This is a genomic window from Streptomyces sp. NPDC101152, from assembly GCF_044768275.1.
Taxonomy (GTDB): Bacteria; Actinomycetota; Actinomycetes; order Streptomycetales; family Streptomycetaceae; genus Streptomyces.
Genome location: NZ_JBIWPO010000028.1, coordinates 68,142 through 79,654, shown reverse-complemented (window position 1 = coordinate 79,654; position 11,513 = coordinate 68,142). Strand labels below are relative to the sequence as shown.

The window sequence follows — 11,513 nt, the reverse complement described above, 5'->3', positions numbered from 1 at the left end:
AGCATGCCATGACGCCCCCTTGCCGTGAAGGGGGCATGCAGAGGTTAATCAGGTACGGACCTGAATTCAGTCAGTGGGCCGTTGGGTCAGGTGGGTGAACGCGTCCAGGTTTCGTGTGGACTCGCCTCGGGATACCCGCCACGCGTACTCCTTGCGGATCGCTGAAGCGAAGCCGAGTTCCAGGAGGGTGTTGAAGCTGCCGTCCGCCGCCTCCAGGACCTGGCCGAGCAGCCGGTCGATCTCGTCCGGGGTGACCGCGGAGAGGGGGAGTTTCGCGGTGACGTAGACGTCGCCCAGGTGGTCGACCGCGTAACTCACCCCGTACAGCTTGAGGTTGCGCTCCAGGAGCCAGCGGTGGACGGCCGGTTCGTTCTCGTCGGGATGGCGGATGACGAAGGCGTTGACGGAGAGGGAGTGGCGGCCGACCAGGAGGGACACCGTTGTTTTCAGCTTGCGGGTGCCGGGGAGTTGCGCGACGTACGTGCCGGGGCTGGGGCTCTCCCACTCGACCTCGGCGTCCTTGAGCGCGCCCTCGATGACCTGCGCCGCCTTCGCTTCGTCAGCCATGCTGCGAGCGTACGCGACGGCGGTGCGCCTGCATCGCGGCCGTGTAGACGTCCGCCGTGGCGGCCGCCGCGGTGTCCCAGCCGAAGGACTGCGCGTGCCGGGCGGCCGCCACCCCCATCCGTGGCGTGAGGGTGGGGTTGTCGGCGAAGTCGCGGAGGACGCGGGCGTAGTCGGCGGGGTTGTGGCCCCGTACGAGAAAACCGGTGACGTTGTCGCGTACGGCGACCGGGAGTCCGCCCACCGCTGCCGCGAGCACCGGGGTGCCGGTCGCCTGGGCCTCTATGGCGACCAGGCCGAAGGACTCGCTGTAGGACGGCATGACGAGGACGGAGGCCGCCCGGAACCAGTCCGCCAGTTGGTCCTGGCCGACGGGTGGGCGGAACCGTACGACGTCCGCGATGCCGAGGCGGGCGGCCAGCTTCTGCAGGCCCTCCGGCTTGGCCAGGCCGCTGCCGCTCGGGCCGCCGACGACGGGGACGACGATGCGGGAGCGGAGGTCGGGGCGGTCGTCCAGGAGCTTCGCCACCGCTCGGAGGAGGATGTCCGGCGCCTTGAGGGGCTGGATACGGCCGGCGAAGAGGGGGATCAGGGCATCCTGGGGGAGGCCGAGGCGGGCCCGGGCGGCGGCTCGGCCGTCGGCGGGGCGGAAGCGGTCGAGGTTGACGCCGGGGTGGACGACCGCGACCTTGGCGGGGTCGGCGCTGTAGTGGCGGATCAGCTCGGTCGCCTCTTCGGCGGTGTTCGCGATCAGGCGGTCCGCCGCCTCGACGATCTGGGTCTCGCCGATGACCCTGGCCGGGGGTTCGGGGGTGTCGCCCTCGGCGAGGTTGGCATTCTTGACCTTGGCCATGGTGTGCATGGCGTGGACGAGGGGGACGCCCCAGCGTTGGGCCGCCAGCCAGCCGACGTGGCCGGAGAGCCAGTAGTGGGAGTGGACGAGGTCGTAGTGGCCGGGGCGGTGGCCGGCCCACGCCTGCATCACGCCGTGGGTGAAGGCGCAGAGCTGGGCCGGGAGGTCTTCCTTGGCGAGGCCCTCGTAGGGGCCGGCGTCCACGTGCCGGACAAGGACGCCGGGGGACAGCTCGACGGTGGGCGGGAGCGCGGCGGTGGTGGAGCGGGTGAAGATCTCCACTTCGATGTTGATCGCTGCCAGGCGCTGGGCGAGTTCGACGATGTAGACGTTCATGCCGCCCGCGTCGCCGGTGCCTGGTTGGTGGAGGGGGGAGGTGTGGACGGAGAGCATCGCCACGCGGCGGGGGCGGCGGTGGAGCCTGAGTCGGGAGGGCGTTGCCGGGGAGCGGCGCCCGAGCCTGCTGACGTACTGGCTCACGTGGCGGTCCTCCTTGCAGCGGGCATGCCGGGGTGGAGGTGTGGGGCGCCTCCGAAGGGGTGCAACAGCGGAGGGGTGGGTTCCCATTCCGGGGGTTCTGAATTTTGCCTGGCCGTTACCCGGGGGCGCTCAACCGTTGGGGGGTGAGGTGCGTGGGTGGGTGCCTGCGGCGGCCTGTGCGGCGCGGTGGGGGTGCGCGTTGCGCGTGGCGGTGGGTGGGGGGCCGGGGCCGCGGCGGGGGGTGTCCGTCCTCGGTCGGGCGCCTCCGTTGGCTGGGAGGGGACCGGCGATCTCCGCCCGACGCTGCGGGCGGAGATCGCCCGCCACGTCCCCTGCTCGCCGTTGCGCCAGTGCGGGCGCATACCCTCGCCGTATGAGCAGCCGCGCCCGTCCTGTGGGCACCGTCACGCGCGGGACCACCAATCCCAATCGGCTGCGGCGGATGGATCGCTGGATCGGTGTGACGCTGGGTGCCGAGTTGCGGCGGGCCGTGGATCCCGTCGTTGTTGATCTCGGGTACGGGGCCGCGCCCTGGACCGCGGTGGAGTTGTTGCGGCATTTGCGGGGTGTCGCTCCTCGTGTGCGGGTGGTGGGGGTGGAGATCGAGCCCGAACGGGTTGCTGCCGCCAAGCCCTACGAGCGGGAGGGGCTTGTCTTTGTGCACGGGGGGTTCGAGGTTCCTGTGCCTGAGCGGCCGGTTTTGATTCGGGCCGCCAATGTGCTGCGGCAGTACGGGGAGGAGGAGGTCGCCGGGGTGTGGGAGCGGCTGTGCGGGCGGCTCGCGCCGGGTGGGGTGGTGGTCGACGGCACCTGTGACGAGATCGGGCGTCTGCACGTGTGGATCGCTCTGGGTGGGGAGGGGGCCCGTACGGTCACCTTTGCCGCTCGGTTGGGGTCTCTGGAGCGGCCGTCGGAGCTTGCTGCCCGGCTGCCGAAGGTTCTTATTCATCGCAACGTTCCCGGTGAAGGGGTTCATGCCTTTTTGCGGGACTTCGACCGCGCCTGGGCGTCCGCGGCGCCGCTCGCCTCCTACGGTGCCCGGCAGCGGTGGATGCGGGCGGTGCGGCAGGTGGCGGCTGACTGGCCGGTGGTCGATGGGCCGCGTCGGTGGCGGGAGGGGGAAGTCACCGTGGCGTGGGGGGCTTTGGCGCCGCGCGGGTGAGCCCCCACGCCGGGAACGATCTTTGTGAGTCGTTCGTCACAGGAGCAGGGGGACGGCCTCTGTCGTTTTGCCGTTGGTCGTGGCACGATCCCCCGGGTGCCGTAAGTTACTGACGGTAAATCAGGTTGGGGGAAGCGGTATGGGTGCGGGCGAGCGTCGCCTGGTGGTGGCTGCCGCGGTCTGTGTGGCTGTGCTGACCGCACCGGGCGTGGCGTTCGCGAGTCCGGATCCGACCCCTTCGGCCTCGTCTACTCCCGCGCCGGATGCGGGGCTTGAGGCGGTGCGGGCGAAGCTCGACGGCCTGTATCACGATGCGGCCGTCGCCACGGATTCGTACAACGCCGCCGAGGAGAAGGCCAAGCAGCAGTCCGCCGCCATCGTCGATCTGGCCAAGAAGATCGTCGAGGGGCAGAAGAAGCTCGACGACTTGAAGCAGCGGGCCGGGGCCGCTGCCGCGGCCCAGTACCGTACGGGTGGGTTGCCGGACGCGGCCCAGTTGCTCCTCAGTAACGATCCGCAGGGGTTCCTCGACGGGGCGGGGCGCGTGGTGGAGGGCGAGCGGGCCGCCAAGGGGCTGATCACGGAACTGACGCGGACGCAGCAGGACTTGCAGCAGTACGCGGCGGACGCCTCCGAGCAGTGGCAGCGGCTCGACGCCGACCGGAAGGCCAAGGACGCGGCCCGGAAGAGGATCAAGGAGCAGATCGCGGCCGCTGAGGAGATCGAGTCCCGGTTGCAGGCGAAGGAGAAGGAGCGGCTGGCCGCCTTGGAGCAGCAGGCCGCCTACCAGGCGCAGAGCGCCTGGCTCGGGACCGGGATTCTTGATCAGATCAAGGGGGCGGCGTCCGCGCAGGGGAAGCAGGCCGTTCAGTTCGCCACGCAGCAGATCGGGAAGCCGTACGAGTGGGGGGCGGAAGGGCCGCTGTCCTACGACTGCTCGGGGCTGACCTCGCAGGCCTGGCTGAGCGCGGGGAAGCCCATACCGCGGACCTCCCAGGAGCAGTGGAAGCAGCTCAAGCACGTGGACATCAAGGACATGCGGCCCGGGGATCTGATCATCTATTTCGACGACGCCAGCCATGTCGCCCTGTACATCGGTGACGGGGCGATCGTGCACGCGCCCCGGCCGGGGCGGACCGTGACCATCGCGGGGGCCGGGTCGATGCCGATCCTCGGGGTGGTACGGCCCGACGCGTGATCCAGCGCACGTCCGGTGGCTCTCAAACCCCTTGCGGACGTGACCTTCGTCATTCCTCCTGGTGGGCCGAGCTGTCCAACTGCGGTACGGAACGTGGCATATGACGGTGGCCGGTGTGCGGGCGACGTGGCTCACACCATTCCGCTCGCCCGCCGACTACCGCTATGGTCCCCGTCGGTGGATCGAGACCCCTCGGTCCGCCGCGCCCTCGGGGGGAGGGAAGGAACTGAAGGCGATGCCCGCACCCATACCGCGGCAGCGATCGGTCCCGGCCGCGGAGAGCGGTCCGGCGCAGACCACGCTCGGCGGTCCCTCCACGCACCAGGAAGCCACGGTCGACAACAACGCCACCACTCATCTCACGCTGCTGCTGATCGAGGACGATCCCGGCGGCTCCACGGTCGTGCCCGAACCCCGGGACGCGGCCGGCCGGCCGATCCGTGTCCGGCACGCCCGCAACCTCACCGAGGCGGAGCGGCTGCTGACCGACGACGTGCACTGCATCCTGCTGGACCTCGCACTGCCGGCGCCGGGGCGCGGTGGGGACAACGCCGACGAGCTCGCCGTGCTCCGGCACGTGCTGCGGCTCGCTCCGCGGCATGCCGTTCTCGCCCTGGCGCCCTCCGGGGACGCCGAGCGGGGCGCCGAGGCCGTGCGGGTGGGCGCCCAGGACTATCTCTTCCGGGACGAGCTGGACGAGCGGCTGCTGAGCCGGGCGATCCGGTACGCGGTGGAGCGGAAACGTTCCGACACGGCGGAGCGGCGGCTCGCTGAGGGGCGGGTACGGGCGCAGGAGAACCGGCGCCTGGAGCGGGGTCTGCTGCCGACACCGCTCCTCGAGGGGTCGTCACTGCGGTTCGCCGCGCGGTATCGGCCGGGGCGCTCGCGGGCGCTGCTCGGCGGGGACTTCTACGACGTCGTGCGCACCCCGGACGGGACCGTGCACGCCATGATCGGTGACGTCTGCGGGCACGGGCCGGACGAGGCCGCGCTCGGGGTGGAGCTGCGGATCGCCTGGCGTGCGCTGACCCTGGCCGGTCTGTGCGGGGACGAGTTGCTGGGTACCTTGCAGCAGGTGCTGGAGCACGAGCGGTCCGACGACGAGATCTTCGCGACCCTGTGCACGGTGGACATCGCACCGGACGGCCGGCGGGCCGGGCTGTGCCTGGCCGGGCATCCCTCGCCGCTGCTCGCCCGGCCGGGGCGGAACGCGAAGCTGCTGCCGTACGACAACAACGGGCCGGCGCTCGGGCTGCTGCCCGGGGCCCGGTGGCCCCGGATGCAGGTGGAGCTGGGGCGCGAGTGGAGCCTCATGCTCTATACGGACGGGCTGATCGAGGGGCGGGTCGGGGCGGGCCGGGAGCGGCTCGGGCAGGACGGGATGGTGGAGATCGTCCGGCGGCTGCTGGGTGAGGGGCTCGCCGGCGAGGAGTTGCTGCGGGCCGCCGTCACCGAGGTGCGGGAGCTGAACGGCGGCGAGCTGACGGACGATGTCGCGGTGCTGCTGCTGGATCGGGAGGGGTGACCCCCTCGGGTTTCTACCGGCCGCCGTTCCAGGGGCCGTAAGGGCCGTCGCTGCTGCTGCCGCCCTTTCTGCGGCCGAAGCCGCCTCCCGAGACATGCCGGAGGGCCGGGCGGACGTCGACGAAGAAGACGATGGACGCGACAAGGCCCGCCAGTTGGAGGAAGAGCATCGGGACCAGGAGGTTCACCGCGACCGCGATGCCCAGGATGATCAGCCAGAAGCCCTTGTTCTGCTTGTCGGCGGCGCGGTACGCGTCGTCACGGAAGAGGGCGGCCATCAGGAGCGCCACCACGGCGAGGGCCAGCATGGCGAGGTAGAGCAGCCACATGAACCCTGCGAAGCCCGACATCAGCACAACGTCCACCACCCGTTTCGGCTAGTCCTTACGCGGTCACCGTACCCGTTCAGGCGTTCCCGCTACACAGGGAACGGGCCGGGCCCTCCAGGAGTGCCCGGCCCGTGCTCTGTCACCCGTTCGTGTCACATGGCGGGCGGGGTGGTCTTCTTCGCGGTGGTGGGCTTGCGGGCCGGCGCCTTCTTGGCGGCGGGGACCTTCTTGGCCGGGGCGGCCACCGCCGTGGCGGGCTTCCCGGGCTCGTCCTTGACGGTGACCGGCTCGGCCTTCGGCTCGACGGCGACGGCGAGCTCCTCGACCTCCTCGGCGATGCTCTCGATGCCCTCGGAGGCCTCGCCGCGCCAGGTCCGTACGGCCTGCTCGCCGTGCTCGGCGACCTTCTCGTAGGTCTCACGGGCCTTGACGGCGTACTCGGCGGCCACGCCGACACCGCGCAGCGCGAGGTCCTGGGCGGACTCGCCGAGCTTCTTCAGGTCGGCGTCGAGGGTGGAGCCGAGCTTCTTGATGTCGCCGTCGAGGGTCGCGATGAACTCGTTGACCTTGGCCTGGAAGGACTCCTGGGTCTCCTTGACCTTGGCGCCGGCCTCCTTGGCGCGCGCCTGGGCCTTCTCCTGGACGGCCTTCGGGTCGGTGTTGCGGACGGCCTCGATACGGGCCGGGGCCTCGGCGCGCAGCTGCTCCACCAGGCCGGGGACCTTCTTGGCCTGCTGGAGGGCCAGGTCGGCGGTGCCGGCGGCGAAGTAGAGCGGCGTGGGGTCGCTGAGGGTCTTGCGGAGGTCGTCGGTGATGGCCATGGTGATGGTCCTCCGGTCGCTTTCAGTTGAGGGTTTTGGTCCCGCGGGGCAGCCTGGTCGCCCTGCTCAGCCGGTGGGCCGCTGCGGGTCGTGCGGTTCGGCGTCGCTGCCGTCGGACGTGCGGGGTATGGCCGCGCCGGAGCCCTTGCGCGCCTGGCGTACGGCGGCGGCGTCGCCGTCCGTGCCCACCGCACCGTCGCCCGACGTCACGGCCTCGACGACCGCAGCGTTCGTCTGCGCGACCGCGTCGGCCGCCTCGCCGTCGTCGGCCCCGAAGCCGTTCTCTTTCCTGAACGACTCGTAGATCTGCAGCAGGACCTGCTTCTGCCGCTCGTTGAGCGTGGGGTCGGCAAGGATGACGGCGCGCGTCTCCACCTCGTCGCGGTCGCGCTCGGCGTCGAGGATGCCGGCCCGCACGTACAGCGTCTCCGCGGAGATCCGCAGCGCCTTGGCGACCTGCTGCAACACCTCCGCGCTCGGCTTGCGCAGCCCGCGCTCGATCTGGCTCAGATACGGATTGGACACCCCGGCGGCGTCGGCGAGTTGCCTGAGCGAGAGCTGCGCACTGCGCCGCTGCTCACGCAGGTACTCACCGAGATTGCCGACGTTGAGCGATGCCATGACTCCACTGTGCACCACCGACGCTAACTATTGCAAGCACCTGCTTGCAATAGTGCGCCATGCCACGTGGTTCGGGTGTGGCGGAAACCAGGCGGGTGCCCCCGCGGCCTCCGGGATCATGTCCACATGTTGCCCGATGGCTGGTACCTCACCGAAGACGTCGACGACTTCCTCACCCGGGCGGGGGACTTCCTGCGTTCGCGCCCCGTCCTGCACAACACGCCCCTGACGCTGACCGAGAAACTGCGCAGGGTCGGGATGGCCGCGCACGGCGCCGGAGTCCCCCTCTTCGGCCGGCTGGAGCAAGGGGGCGAGGTCCAGGCCGTCTTCTACCGCTTTCCGCCCCGCGGGCTCAGCGTCACCGCCCTCACCCCCGAGCAGGCCGACACGCTCGCCGCGTACCTGGTCGGCCTCGGACACACCCTGCCCTCCGTCACCGCGGACCACGGCACCGCCATCGCCTTCACCGACGCCTGGCAGCGCCACACCGGCGCGACCTGGGCGCTGCGGGTCCAGCTTCACCTCTACCGCCTCGGCACCCTCACCCCGCCGGAGCCGTTCCCGGCGGGCCGGGGCCGCCTCGTCGGCGAGGGAGACCAGGAACACCTGATGCGCTGGTGCCGGGAGTTCGCGGCGGACGTCGGGGAGGACGTCACCATCGACGCCGCCTCCTGGGCGGGCACCCGCTTCGCCGAGAAGCGCTACACCTTCTGGGAGACGCCGGACGGCACGCCCGTCTCCATGGCGGGCGCCAACCCGATGGTCGGCGGCCAGGTCCGGGTGGACCCCGTCTACACCCCGGCCCACCTGCGCGGCCAGGGCTACGCGGGCGCCGTGACCGTCGAGGTCAGCCGGGCCGCGCTCGCCGCGGGCGCGAAGGAGGTCGTCCTCTTCACGAACGCCGCCAACCCCACCAGCAACGCCCTCTACCAACGCCTCGGTTATGTCCGCGTCACCGACTTCGCCGCCTACGACTTCTCGTACCGCGCGCCGAAGGCCGGCTGAAGGGCCGCGTCTCAGCCCTGGAACCCCTGTTCCGCGAGGATCTTGTCGATCCGTGCCCGTGCGCCGATTCCCACGCGTCCAGGGACTCGGCGGCCTCCTTGGCGAGCTTGGCGCGGGCCGGGTCGCGGATCTCCGCCCGTCGGGCCGCGGGGACGGCGACCACGCCCTCCTCGTCGGCCACGACCACGTCACCGGCCTCGACCCGTACGCCACCGCAGGTCACCGGCTGACCCAGCGGCGCCGCGGCGGACTTGGCGCCGGGGATCGGGATCACCCCGCGGGCGAACACCGGGAAGCGGGCCTCGCGGACCTCGGCGAGATCGCGGATCAGGCCGTCCAGGACGAAGCCGGCGATGCCCCGCCGCCGGGCCACCGCACACACGTTGCCGCCGGCCAGCGCCCGGTCGAGGTCGCCGGACCGGACTCCACGACCACGACCGAACCGGGGGCGGCACGGTGGATCGCCGCGTGCAGCATGGGTTGTGCCCGGGAGGGCACCGCACGGTGAACGCGGGCCCCGCCACCCGTCCCGCCGGCCCCCACAGCGGGCGGATCCCGATGTCCATGACCTGCGCACGGCCGAGCAGGTCGGCGAGGGTCGTGGTGGGGACGGCCCGGAATGCGCTGGCGTCGGTCGTACCGGTGACGCTACCTTCCCTCCCATGACTGCCGGGTCGGCCTTGAGCCGTGAACGAGTCGGGTACCCGGCCTCCGAGTGAGGCAGGGGCGGGCCAGGAGCCCGCCGTCCTCTCTGCGCCGCCTTCGCGATCCACCGAAGACACCAGCGACAGAGAAGGAGAACCACTCCCTTGCCCAACGACTTCAACCAACGGGTCATCGACGAGTTCCGGGCCAACAAGGGCCGTCTGACCGGCTACTTCGCCGCCGCCCGCCTGCTCCTGCTGACCACCACCGGCGCCCGTACCGGCGCCCGCCACACCACCCCCGTCGGCTACCTCCCCGACGGCGGCGACCGTGTCCTGGTCATCGCCTCGGCCGGGGGCGCCGACCGGCACCCGCACTGGTACCGCAACCTCCTCGCCCATCCCCAAGTAACCGTCGAGAGCGGGGTGTTCACCTACTCGGCGCGGGCCGTCGTCCTGACCGGCGAGGAGCGCGAGCGGGCCTGGGCGCGGGTCGTCGAGGCGGACGAGGGGTGGGCGGCGTACCAGAGGAAGACCGCGCGGACGATCCCCGTGGTCGCCCTGCACACGATCCCGGACGGCGGTCCGCCGAACGTCGACGCCTCCTCCCCCGGCGAGGCGATCAAGGTGGTGCACGACGCCTTCCGCCGTGAACTCGCCCTGATCAGAGGGGAGATGACGGCGGGGTCGAGCACACTCGGTGCGCAACTGCGGATCAACTGCCTGACCTTCTGCCAGGGCCTGCACCACCACCACGCCGGCGAGGACCTGTCCCTGTTCCCGTACGTCGAGGACCGCCACCCCTCGGCGGCCGGCGCGCTCCGACGCCTGCGGGAGGAACACGGCCGGATCGCGGAACTCGTCGAGGAGCTGCGCCGCACGGTGGCCGCCGCGGATGCCGACCCGGCCGTCGCACGGGCGGAGGTGGAGCGCCTGACGGGTGCCCTGGAGGCCCATCTGACGTACGAGGAGGAGGAGTTGATCCCCCTCCTCGACGCCTGAATGCCGGGCGGCCGTCGCCGACTGCCGTGGGAGTACGCCCTGGAAAGGCAACGGCCGCCCGTGCACCACCTCCAGCCGTGACACCGCCCGGGTCAGCACGACGTACAGCCGGTGCAGCCCGCGCGCCTCGGCCTCCGCGATGGCCGCCGGCTCCACGGCGACGACGTGGTCGTACTCGAGCCCCTTGACCAGGGTGGCCGGTACGACGGTCACGCGGGCCCCCAGCTCTCGCGGCCCCGCCGCCCCGATCCCGGCCGCGGTGAGCGCCGCCCGCACCCGCTCCACGTCCTGGTCCGCGGCGACGACCCCCACGGACCCCTCCCGCCCGAGCGCGTCGCGTACGGCGTCCACGACCGCGCCGGCCACCTCCCCCGCCACCTCCCGCACCCTCAACTCCCCGTCCCGGCGCAGGGACCGCCCGGCCGGGACATCGACGTCGAGCCGTTCCAGCGGCCGGTTGGCGAGCGTCACGACGGCCTCGGGCACCCGGAACCCGGTCGTCAGCGGTACGACGGCCGCGTCCGGCTTGCCGAGATGGCGCAGGGTGGTCTCCCAGGACCGGGCGGCCCATGGTGTGGTGCCCTGGGCGAGATCGCCGAGCACGGTGAGCGAACCGAAGCGCGCCCGGCGTGCGATGGCCCGGCACTCCATCGGGGAGAGGTCCTGCGCCTCGTCGACGACGAGATGGCCGTACCCCTCGGGGTGTTCGATCAGGCCCGCGACCTCGTCGAGGAGGACGAGATCGGCGGCGGACCAGCGAGCCGACTTCCACGACCGCGGCGGCCTCGCCCAGAGGAGGGCCCGTTGTTCGTCCGCGTCCAGCAGGCCGTCGGCGGCCCCGCTCAACGCCGCCGGGTCGGTGAGCAGTCGGGCGAGGACCTCCGTCGGCCGCACGGGGGGGGCCACACCAGGTCGACGTACTCCTTCACCGCCTGCGACCGCGAGATCGTCTGCGCCCAGGCGTTCGGGAGCGGAAGGCGAGGACGGCCGGGTGGCCGTTGAGCCCGGTGACCGGATCGGACCGCTCGAGGCCGTCGAGGAAGTGCCGGCGCAGGGCGGCGATCGGCGTGGGTCCCTCGGCGGCCACCCGGGCGGCCTCCCGCTCGTGGTCGGCGATCCGGTGCAGGACCAGGTCCTCCTTGGCCGGGAAGTACCGGAAGAGCGTCGGCTTGGAGATCTCGGCGGCGGCCGCGATCTCGGCGACGGACACGGCGTCGAAGCCGCGCTCCAGGAACAGCCGGATGGCGGTCTCGGAGACGTCCCGGCACATCCGCTGCCTCTTGCGCTCACGCAGACCGATCTCGCCCATG

Annotated in this window: 10 protein-coding genes and 3 pseudogenes; 5 read left to right on the top strand and 8 right to left on the bottom strand. The window is 71.8% G+C overall.

Annotated elements, in window-relative coordinates; translation table 11 throughout:
• Nucleotides 1-66: 66 nt before the first annotated feature.
• Entirely contained in the window at nt 67-567 is a 501-nt protein-coding gene (locus tag ACIRVK_RS29880) for a YbjN domain-containing protein (protein ID WP_404252448.1), read from the bottom strand.
• Nucleotides 560-1,897: a D-inositol-3-phosphate glycosyltransferase gene (gene mshA, locus ACIRVK_RS29875; protein ID WP_404252446.1), complete on the bottom strand. Its 1,338-nt coding sequence runs from the start codon at nt 1,895-1,897 to the stop codon at nt 560-562. The genes ACIRVK_RS29880 and mshA overlap by 8 nt, the downstream gene beginning before the upstream one ends.
• 373 nt (nt 1,898-2,270) lie before the next feature.
• Between mshA and ACIRVK_RS29870 the strand changes: the two genes are divergently transcribed.
• From ACIRVK_RS29870 to ACIRVK_RS29860, 3 genes are all read left to right on the top strand, one after another.
• Nucleotides 2,271-3,059 carry a class I SAM-dependent methyltransferase gene (locus ACIRVK_RS29870; protein ID WP_404252444.1) on the top strand — a complete coding sequence of 263 codons (789 nt, stop codon included), beginning with the start codon at nt 2,271-2,273 and terminating at the stop codon, nt 3,057-3,059.
• 139 nt (nt 3,060-3,198) lie between these two features.
• Nucleotides 3,199-4,257, top strand: coding sequence for an NlpC/P60 family protein (locus ACIRVK_RS29865; protein ID WP_404252442.1), 1,059 nt, complete (start codon nt 3,199-3,201; stop codon nt 4,255-4,257).
• A gap of 235 nt (nt 4,258-4,492) precedes the next feature.
• Nucleotides 4,493-5,782 carry a PP2C family protein-serine/threonine phosphatase gene (locus ACIRVK_RS29860; protein WP_404252440.1) on the top strand — a complete coding sequence of 430 codons (1,290 nt, stop codon included), beginning with the start codon at nt 4,493-4,495 and terminating at the stop codon, nt 5,780-5,782.
• A gap of 13 nt (nt 5,783-5,795) precedes the next feature.
• Here ACIRVK_RS29860 and ACIRVK_RS29855 read toward each other — a convergent pair whose 3' ends face one another.
• The 3 genes from ACIRVK_RS29855 to ACIRVK_RS29845 all read right to left on the bottom strand — a co-directional run bounded on the left by ACIRVK_RS29855 (nt 5,796) and on the right by ACIRVK_RS29845 (nt 7,552).
• Nucleotides 5,796-6,131, bottom strand: a complete 336-nt coding sequence (locus ACIRVK_RS29855) for a DUF2516 family protein (protein ID WP_404252438.1) — start codon at nt 6,129-6,131, stop codon at nt 5,796-5,798.
• A gap of 131 nt (nt 6,132-6,262) precedes the next feature.
• Entirely contained in the window at nt 6,263-6,931 is a 669-nt protein-coding gene (locus ACIRVK_RS29850) for a hypothetical protein (protein WP_404252436.1), read from the bottom strand.
• 66 nt (nt 6,932-6,997) lie between these two features.
• On the bottom strand, nt 6,998-7,552 hold the full coding sequence (locus tag ACIRVK_RS29845; protein ID WP_404252434.1) for a helix-turn-helix domain-containing protein: 555 nt from the start codon (nt 7,550-7,552) through the stop codon (nt 6,998-7,000).
• Nucleotides 7,553-7,678: 126 nt separating this feature from the next.
• Here ACIRVK_RS29845 and ACIRVK_RS29840 point away from each other — a divergent pair, with 126 nt between their 5' ends.
• Nucleotides 7,679-8,557, top strand: a complete 879-nt coding sequence (locus tag ACIRVK_RS29840; protein ID WP_404252432.1) for a GNAT family N-acetyltransferase — start codon at nt 7,679-7,681, stop codon at nt 8,555-8,557.
• Between the two features lie 11 nt (nt 8,558-8,568).
• Here ACIRVK_RS29840 and ACIRVK_RS29835 read toward each other — a convergent pair.
• Nucleotides 8,569-9,144, bottom strand: a pseudogene (locus ACIRVK_RS29835) (RraA family protein).
• A 222-nt stretch (nt 9,145-9,366) separates the two neighbouring features.
• Between ACIRVK_RS29835 and ACIRVK_RS29830 the strand changes: the two are divergent.
• Nucleotides 9,367-10,203: a nitroreductase/quinone reductase family protein gene (locus ACIRVK_RS29830; protein ID WP_404252430.1), complete on the top strand. Its 837-nt coding sequence runs from the start codon at nt 9,367-9,369 to the stop codon at nt 10,201-10,203.
• Nucleotides 10,204-10,245: 42 nt separating this feature from the next.
• Here the strand turns inward: ACIRVK_RS29830 and ACIRVK_RS29825 are convergent.
• Nucleotides 10,246-11,237: pseudogene (locus ACIRVK_RS29825) on the bottom strand (AAA family ATPase); the annotation flags it as partial.
• Nucleotides 11,177-11,512: pseudogene (locus ACIRVK_RS29820) on the bottom strand (TetR family transcriptional regulator); the annotation flags it as partial. The pseudogenes ACIRVK_RS29825 and ACIRVK_RS29820, both read right to left, overlap by 61 nt.
• Nucleotide 11,513: the final 1 nt, after the last annotated feature.